Origin of the sequence: Rhodoplanes roseus, assembly GCF_003258865.1 — a bacterium.
Classification (GTDB): Bacteria; Pseudomonadota; Alphaproteobacteria; order Rhizobiales; family Xanthobacteraceae; genus Rhodoplanes; species Rhodoplanes roseus.
This window is the reverse complement of record NZ_NPEX01000304.1, coordinates 1-6,472: the sequence shown is the minus strand read 5'-3', so window position 1 is coordinate 6,472 and position 6,472 is coordinate 1. Positions and strand designations below refer to the sequence as shown.

The window sequence follows — 6,472 nt, the reverse complement described above, 5'->3', positions numbered from 1 at the left end:
CCGGCGGCCGCCGGGCCACCGGAACGCGCGGTCGAGGCGCTGGACGCGCGTGTCGCGCGCGACGAAATCGATTGCGTCGGTCATGAGTCGTCTGGTCCGGTGAGAATGCGGAAGTGATGTGGGTGGATGTGTCCGGTCAGAGCGCCTTGGAGACGTAGAGCAGCGGCATCGCCGCGGTCGGGCTCTTGCCATTGAGCTTGGGGAAGCGCGCCTGCATGATGCTCTCGGCGATCTTCAGGAATTCCTCGTCGGTGACGAGGCCGCGCTTGGCGATGCCCTGGTCCTTGACCTGCTTGAGCATCTCGTTGACGGCCGCGTCGTCGGGGATCGGCAGACCGAGCCGCTCCAGCGTGTAGGTGATCGACGCCTTGCCGCTCTTCTTGCCGAGCACGACGTCGCCGGCCCGCCCGGTCAGCGCCGGATGCGTCCCGAACATGGCGAGCGGCTCGCGCACCACGAGGTCCACGCCGATGCCGGATTCGCGGGTGAAGTTCTTGGAGCCGAGGATCGGCTTGTTGGCGGCGATCGGCACGCCGCTGATGCGGCTCACCAGGGCGCCGAGCTCGGGCAGCTTGTCGAGCCGGTACTGCTTGTCGTAGCCGTACAGCACGTGCAGCGCGACCATCAGCTCCTCGAGCGCGGCGTTGCCGGTGCGCTCGCCCAGCCCGTTGGCGCAGGAATGGATGCAGCTCGCACCGGCCTCGACGCCGGCCAGCTCGGTCGCCACCGCCATGCCGAAGTCGTTGTGCGTGTGCACCTCGACCGGCAGGTGGGTGAGACGCGTCACCCAGCGCACCATGTACTTGATCGCCTCGGGCAGCGCGCAGCCCATGGTGTCGACGATGCCGATCGAATCGGGCGGCGCGTCCTGCATCAGCCGGGTGAGCAGATTCTCGAAGTCGTCGGGCCGGGCCCGCGTCGTGTCGTAGGGGAAATAGACCGTGTAGAGCCCGCGCTTCTTCGCGTAGTTCACCACCTCGACGCTCTTGCGGAGCACGTCCTCCCAGGTCCACTTGAACTGGTATTTCAGCTTCGGATAGCCGATCGGGATCTCGATGATGACGCCGTGGCAGCCGCAGTCGACCGCCTTGTCGATGTCGGCCGTGACGGCGCGGGCGAACGAGAAGATCTTGGACTTCAGCCCGAGGCGAGAGATCTCCTTGATGGCCTGGTAGTCCATGTCGGAGACGGCCGGCATGCCGGCCTCGATGCGCTCGACCCCGACCTCGGCCAGCTTCTCGGCGATCGCCACCTTGTCGGCGACGTCCATGACGATGCCCGGCGTCTGCTCGCCGTCGCGCAACGTGGCGTCGTGAATCTCGACCTTCGCGGGCAGTTTTCGCGCTGCGACGACCTCGGGGGCGTTGTTGTAGGGACTGACCCACCACTCGTTGTCGCGGATGTGAGGTTCGCTCATCTGATCACCTTGTCGTCGCGGATGCCGCGATGGCTCGCGGGGGGAGGCCCGTGTTTAACGCGCAGGGGCGGGTCGCGTCCATCCGGACCGCTTGCATCGCAGTCCGGTGTTGCGACAGGAAGAACGAGCTACCGCCCCTCGCGGGCCCAGGTCAACGCGAGGCTGCCGACCAGCAGCAGAAGTCCCAAGAGGCCGGCGAACATCGGCAATACGCCGACGCCGCGCACGACGCTGGCCTCGCGCATCTTCAGGCCGATCCAGGCATCGCCCTTGAAGGTCTCGGAGGAGCGCACCGGAACCACGCGGGGCACGTCGATGTCGGGGCCGGCGCGGGTGGCGAGCCGGCGGGCGCCACCGCCGGTGGCATCGGCGAGCGGGCCGATCACCTCGGTCGTCGAGGTCACCTCGGCGAACTCGCGCGGATTGGCCGGGCCGACATTGACGAGCGCGGTCAGCTTGCCGTCGGTGGCCCGCCACAGGCCGAGCTCGCTCGCCTCCATGCTCTTGCGCCAGACGCCCGCATCGGCCGGATCGAGCTCCAGCGTGCGGGTGGCGCCGGACGGCGCGGTCAGCGTCACGGGTGCGGCCGTCTCGGCCATGGTCTGGCGCTGCACCACGATCTCGCGGCCGCGGGCGAACAGACGCAGGGCCTCCTCCTCGAGGTCGGGCTGCTTCATCAGCCAGTGCGACAGCCGGCGCAGCAGGTCGATATGCGGGCCGCCGCCTTCGTAGCCGCGCGCCCACAGCCAGATGTGATCGGACAGCAGCAGTGCGACGCGGCCCTCGCCCTCGCGGGAGAGCACCAGCAGCGGCTTGTCGTCGGGGCCCTTCATCACCGTCATGCCCTCGGTCGGGCGGGCGTCGACGATGCGGAACCAGCGGCTCCAGTGCGGCGGCTCGGCATTGGCGCCTTCGAGCGTGCGGGTGACCGGGTGCCGCTTGCCGACATCGGTGAGCGCTGCGCGAAACGCCTGCTCGGTGACGTTGCCGTTCGGCTCGGCCGGCAGGATCGATTCGAGCGGCGTGCGCCACAGCGAGGTCTGGCTCGCATAGTCGGGACCGGCCGCGACCAGCACGGCGCCGCCGTCGCGCACGTAGCGGGCGATGTTGTCGAAATAGATGATCGGCAGCACGCCCTGACGGGCGTAGCGGTCGAAGATGATGAGCTGGAACTCGTTGATCTTCTGCTGGAACAGCTCGCGGGTCGGAAACGCGATCAGCGACAGCTCGTTGATCGGCGTGCCGTCCTGCTTCTCCGGCGGGCGCAGGATGGTGAAGTGGACCAGATCCACGTTGGCGTCGGACTTGAGCAGATTGCGCCAGGTCCGCTCGCCGGCATGCGGCTCGCCGGAGACGAGCAGAACGCGCAGCTTGTCGCGCACGCCGTCGATCGAGACCACGGCGCGATTGTTGAGCGGGGTCAGCTCGCCCTCGATCGGCGACGCCTCGATCTCGACGATGTTCTGGCCCGGATGCGGGATCGGCACCTGCACGCGCACCTGGTCGCCCGACATCACCAGGCGGCGGTCGACCGTCTCGCCGTCGCGGCTGATGCGGACCTGCGCGGAGCTGCGCGGTGCGCCGGTGTCCTCGACCCGGAACGTCACGGTCTGCTGCTGTCCGACGATGCCGAAGCGCGGCGCCGAGGTGAGCACGACGCGGCGATCGCGCTCGCCCGGGTGGCCGGTGACGAGCGCGTGCACGGGAGCCGAGAATCCGAGCGCGGCCGCATCGGCCGGCACGTCGTGGACCCGGCCGTCGGTCAGCATGATGGCCCCGGCGACACGCTCGGGCGGCACGTCGGCCAGCGCCGCGCCGAGCGCCGTGAACAGGCGCGTGCCGTCGCTCTCGCCGTCGGACTGGCCGGCCTCGACGGTCCGCAGCTCGAGCCCCGGAATGCGCTGCAGCCGGTCGGTGAGCGCCGCACGCGCCGCCTCGGCCTGCGCGGCGCGGTCGCCGAAGCCCTGGCTGGCGCTCTTGTCGACCACCATGACGGCGACCGAGGACAGCGGCTCGCGGTCCTCGCGGGTGAACGACGGATTCGCCAATGCCAGCACCAGGAGCGCCAGCGCCAGCGTCCTGATCCAGGCGCCGCGCATCCGGGCGACGACCAGCAGCAGCGCGATCACGGCGGCGGCGGCCGCGACGGCCCACACGACGTAATCAGGAACCAGCGGCGCGAACGAGATGCCGAAATTCATGCGGTATCCGGTGTTGTGAGACCGTCATTCCGGGGCGCGCCGCAGGCGCGAACCCGGAATCCAGCCGCGAATTCGGAGCGTGTCGCTGGATTCCGGGTCCGGCGCTCCGCGCCGTCCCGGAATGACCAGCACCTCGCAAACTCCTGCCTCATTGTCCGAGCCGCTCGAGCAGCGCCGGGACGTGGACCTGGTCGGCCTTGTAGTTGCCGGTCAGGGCATACATCACGATGTTCACGCCGGCCCGGAAGGCGTGCTCGCGCTGGCGCGGCTCGCCCGGCACCAGCGGCAGCAGGGCCTGGCCGTCGGGCCGGGTCGCCCAGGCGCCGGCGAGATCGTTCGACGTGATCAGGATCGACGAGACGCCGTCGCCGGCGCGCGCCGGGCGCCGCTCCTCCGCCCCGTCCGGATCGGACGCCGGCATCGCCTCGACCCACAGCCGCCCGGCCGTGAAGCGGCCCGGGAAGTCGCGCAGCAGGAAGAAGGTCTTGGTCAGCACGTGCTCCTTCGGGATCGGCTCCAGCTCCGGAATGTCGAGCGACGAGAGGATGCCGCGCAGCGCCACCATTCCGGGGCTGCGCATCTCCGAGCCGGGCGCCGCCTCCACCGCGTCGCGGGTGTCGAACAGGATGGTGCCGCCCTGCTTCATGTAGGCGTCGACGCGGGCGAGCGCCTGGGCCGACGGCTTCGGCGCGTCGGGCACGATCGGCCAGTAGATCACCGGAAAGAAGGCGAGCTCGTCGCGGGAGATGTCGAGCGCGAGCGGTTCGCCGGCCTCGAGCGCGGTGCGCTGGCCGAGAAACACGGTGAGGCTCTGCAGGCCCGACTTGCTGATCGCGTCGACCTCGGCATTGCCGGTCGTGACAAAGGCGAGCCGCGTACCCGACGTCGCCTTGGCCGCGAAGGCGTCGGCGGCCGGATCGGCGCGCAGCGGCGACGGCGTCGCGGCGAGTGCGAGACCAACGCCGAGCAGCAGCGCGGCCGGGGCGCGGCGCCAGCCGGTGAGACGCGCCAGACCGCCGGCGAGCCAGAACACCACCACCGCATCGAGAAAAGCGAGCGCGATGGCGCCGAGGAAGACCGGCCCGCGCAAGTCCTGCGGCTCGGTCGCGCGGTATGGTTCCACACGGCCGCCGAGCGGGGCGAAGTCGAGCGCCTTCGGCCGATCGGCCGCGATCAGCGTGTTGACGGCGACGAGCCCTTCGGGCGGGCCGTAGAAGCCGGGCGGATTGTCGGCGGTGGCGCGACCCGTGTAGCCGGCCGCGACCGGGCGGGCCGTCGGAGGCGGCGGGCCGAACACGCCGTATCCGTCGAGCAGGCGGGTCGGCGCCACCGTCTCGCCGCCGGCGGCCTGAGCGGTCGAGTCCGGATCGACGGCCGCCCCCGACAGGCCGACGATGCGGCGGAGCATCTCGACGAAGGCGCCGGACAGCGGCAGGTCGGACCAGCGGGTGTCGGCCGTGACGTGGAACAGCACCACCATCCCCTTGCCGCGCTTGGCGGCTGTGACGAGCGGCGTGCCGTCGGCGAGCGCCGCCCAGGTGTGATCCACCAGGCTCGAGTCCGGCTCGGCCAGCACCTGGCGGGTGATCGTGACGTCCTCGGGCACCGGGAGGCCGACGAACGGCCCCTCGTGCGAGAAGCTGGCGAGACGTTGCGGCTGCTCCCAGCTCAGGCTGCCCCCGAGCACCCGGCCGCCACGGCGCAGCCGCACCGGCACGAGATCGTCGTCGGCCGCCGCGAGGCGCGGGCCGGCGAAGCGCACCAGCACGCCGCCATCCTCGACCCAGCGCGACAGCTTCTCACGCGCCTCTCCGGCGACGTTGCCGACATCGGCCAGCACCATCATGGGCAGGCGCTGGTCGATGAACTGCGTCACCGCCTCGGCCGGCGAGCCGCGCTCGGCGATGCGGGCGTCGGCGAACGGGCCGAGCGCACGGGACAGATAGAAGGTCGAGGCGAGCAGCGGCTGCGCCGTCTCGGCTGTCGAGCCGGTGACGACGCCGACGGTACGGCGGCGCCAGCGCTTGTCGAGCAGCTGCACGGCACCGGCCGAGGCCTCGCCGACGATCTCCAGACGCGCGATGTCGTTGCGGATCTCGACGGGAAGCTCGAACTTGGCCTCGGTCTCGCGCGCGCCCCCAGCGAACGAAAAGGTGGCCTCGCCGAGCGGCAGGCCGCGCAGGTCGAGCGCCCGCACCGTGCCGGCGCTGGTCCCGTCGGCATCGGCGCGCAGCACCTTCACGGCGAGGCCGCCGGCAGCGTTGTCGGCCGCGGCGAGCGCCAGCGCCGGGCGCACACCGCCCGCCACCACGGTGAGGGCGCGGCCCTCCACCAGCTTGGCCAGGCCGGAGACGAACTCGCCGCCGCGGCCGAGATCGACCGAGTCGGACAGCCAGACGATCTCGGCCTCCGGCGTGCCGGCGAGCAGGCGTCCGATCGCCGGCAGCGTGTCGGCGCGCTCGACGGCATGCGGCTTCGGCCGGAGGGTGCGCAGCCTCGCCGCAGCGGCATCCGGCGTTTCGAAGGAGAGATCGCGGGTCGGCTCGGAGAGCGGTACCAGCGCGACGCCGCGGCCATCCGCCTGGGCGCGCGCCACGAGGTCCGTCGCGGTCCGCAATCGCGCGTCGAAGCTCGACGCCGACGACCAGCCGTCGTCGATCAGCACGACGAGCGGCGCCTGGGCCGTCGCGGTCGACACCGGCGGATTCCACATCGGGCCGGCGGCCGCCAGGATCACCAGGGCCGCGAGCGTCAGGCGGAGCAGCGTCAGCCACCACGGCGTGCGGGCCGGCGTCTCCTCCTTCGGAGCGATGTCGAGCAACAGGCGGGTCGGCGGAAAGTCGATCCGCCGCGG

The 6,472-nt window shown here is 71.3% G+C and carries 3 protein-coding genes; all 3 read right to left on the bottom strand.

Annotated features, from left to right (window positions below; genetic code table 11):
• Positions 1 to 136 precede the first annotated feature (136 nt).
• The gene (locus CH341_RS26475) at positions 137 to 1,417 is read right to left on the bottom strand and encodes a LeuA family protein (RefSeq protein ID WP_111421956.1); all 1,281 of its coding nucleotides are present in this window, start codon (positions 1,415 to 1,417) and stop codon (positions 137 to 139) included.
• Positions 1,418 to 1,545: 128 nt separating this feature from the next.
• Positions 1,546 to 3,618 carry a hypothetical protein gene (locus tag CH341_RS26470; protein WP_111421955.1) on the bottom strand — a complete coding sequence of 691 codons (2,073 nt, stop codon included), beginning with the start codon at positions 3,616 to 3,618 and terminating at the stop codon, positions 1,546 to 1,548.
• A gap of 148 nt (positions 3,619 to 3,766) precedes the next feature.
• On the bottom strand, positions 3,767 to 6,472 hold a 2,706-nt coding region (locus CH341_RS26465; RefSeq protein ID WP_111421954.1), incomplete at its 5' end, for a DUF4159 domain-containing protein.

Excerpts from the sequence above, each read along its gene's own strand:
- CH341_RS26470 (WP_111421955.1), bottom strand. The coding sequence starts at position 3,618 with ATGAATTTCGGCATCTCGTTCGCGCCGCTGGTTCCTGATTACGTCGTG.
- CH341_RS26475 (WP_111421956.1), bottom strand. The coding sequence starts at position 1,417 with ATGAGCGAACCTCACATCCGCGACAACGAGTGGTGGGTCAGTCCCTAC.